Annotated in this window: 2 protein-coding genes; both read left to right on the forward strand. The window is 67.5% G+C overall.

Annotated features, from left to right (window positions below; translation table 11 throughout):
* Nucleotides 1–176: 176 nt before the first annotated feature.
* A complete protein-coding gene (locus tag ACFWIC_RS40990; RefSeq protein ID WP_380522299.1) occupies nucleotides 177–425 on the forward strand; it encodes a transposase in 249 nt (82 codons plus the stop codon).
* Nucleotides 373–1,863, forward strand: a complete 1,491-nt coding sequence (locus tag ACFWIC_RS40995; RefSeq protein WP_380522297.1) for a transposase — start codon at nucleotides 373–375, stop codon at nucleotides 1,861–1,863. The genes ACFWIC_RS40990 and ACFWIC_RS40995 overlap by 53 nt, the downstream gene beginning before the upstream one ends.
* The last annotated feature ends 17 nt before the right edge of the window (nucleotides 1,864–1,880 follow it).

Raw genomic sequence — 1,880 nt, forward strand, 5'->3', positions numbered from 1 at the left:
GAGTGGTGTTGTCGCCTTTCGGCTGATTGTGCCCGTGCCTGTCTGCTGTCCTGGCCTGGAGATCGGGCGGATCAGAGGGGTGGACTGCGGTGGCGATGGGTTCATGGTCCGGGCGGGAGATCCCGCCGCTGACCGCACGGATGGCACGGGCGAGCAATCCTCGGGGCACAGCTGCGATGTGGGTGCGAGATCATCTGGACGGGCTGTTCACGGACGATGATTTCGCCGACTGGTATCCCACTGACGGACGTCGTGGCCTGTCACCGGCACGACTGGCGCTGGTGTCGGTGCTGCAGTACGCGCAGAACCTCACCGACCGTCAGGCCGCCGAGGCAGTCCGGTGTCGTCTGGACTGGAAATTACTGCCTGGGGATGGAGTTGGACGATCCGGGCTTCGATTTCTCGGTGCTCAGCGCGTTCCGTGACCGGATGGCCCAGGGCGATCGGGCCGACCGGTTGCTGACTGTAATGGTGGACCGGCTGGCGGAGGCGGGGCTGGTCAAACGACGCGGGCGGCAGCGGACCGACTCCACCCACGTCCTGGCGGCGGTGCGGCGCCTGGACCGCATCGAGCTGGTCGGCGAGACCCTGCGCGCGGCCCTGGAGGAACTGGCCGCATCGGACGAGGACTGGATATCCGCCCTGGTCACGGACGAGTGGGCCCGGCGTTACGGCCGGCCGGTCCGCTACGACCGGTTGCCCAAGGAGACGAACGAGCGCAAGCAGTACGCGCTCACGGTCGGTGAGGACGGCATGCGCCTGTTCCAGGCCCTCCTCGCCCCTGACGCTCCGGCCCGGCTGAGGTGGTTGCCCAAGGTCGAGGTGATGCGGCAGGTCTGGCTCCAGCAGTACTGGTACGACGAACACGGTGGTCTGTGCTGGCGCGGGCCCAAGCAGACCCGCGACCGGCTGAGCCGGCGCCACAGTCCTCGGCGATCGACGTCCGCGGAGGCCTCCGACGGGCGGCCCGACCCCGCCTGCGCCAGGGTGCCGTGGTCGTCGGTGGAGATCGTCTCTCCCCACGATCCGCAGGCCCGCTTCAGCCACAAGCCCGGCAAGGCTGAGTGGGTCGGCTACAAGGACCACCAGACCGAGACATGCGACACCGGCCTGCCGAATGTGATCGTGCACGTCGCCACCACGCCGGCACCCGAGCAGGACATCGACGCCCTGGAACGGATCCACCGCGACCTCGCCGCACGCGATCTGGCGCCGGCCGAGCATCTGGTCGACGGCGGATACACCAGCCCCGCCACCATCCACCGGGCCAGGACCGAGTACGGAATCGACCTGGTCGGCCCGGTCCGGCTCCCACCCCGCTCGCGGGCACTCCCGGGCTTCGACAAGGAAAAGTTCCATCCCAACTGGGAGGAAAGAACGCTTACTTGTCTCAATGGCGCCACCAGCCCGCCCTGGAAACCGACCCTCGCCGACGGACAGCCACGCCTGTCGGTTCTCTTCCCCCGCGCTGTCTGCCGGGCCTGCGACGACCGCCCGAAGTGCACCGGAAACGTCGATGGCAAAGGCCGCCACGTCCTGCTTCTGCCACAGCCTCTGCAGGAGATCCAAAACCGCGTCAGGAAAGAGCAGAAGACCAGGGCCTGGCAGGACCGATACGCCATGAGAGCCGGCTGCGAGGCCACCGTCTCGGAGACGGTGCACGCCCATGGCCTGCGAAATTGCCGTTATCGCGGCACCGCGAAGACTCACCTCCAGCACGTTCTCACCGCGGCCGGAACCAACATCATCCGCCTCAGCCAGCACCGCGACGATGGCGGATCAACCGACCGAAGGGGCCCGACCACCCGCTTCCAGCACCTGTGTCAACAACTGAACGACGGGACTCGAACCCGTCGCTCATGAAGATCACCAACAGCATC

This window comes from Kitasatospora sp. NPDC127035, assembly GCF_042726075.1.
GTDB lineage: Bacteria > Actinomycetota > Actinomycetes > Streptomycetales > Streptomycetaceae > Kitasatospora.

Bases quoted from the DNA above. Each gene is read 5' to 3' on its own strand.
- ACFWIC_RS40995 (WP_380522297.1), top strand. From the start codon at position 373: ATGGAGTTGGACGATCCGGGCTTCGATTTCTCGGTGCTCAGCGCGTTC.
- ACFWIC_RS40990 (WP_380522299.1), top strand. From the start codon at position 177: ATGTGGGTGCGAGATCATCTGGACGGGCTGTTCACGGACGATGATTTC.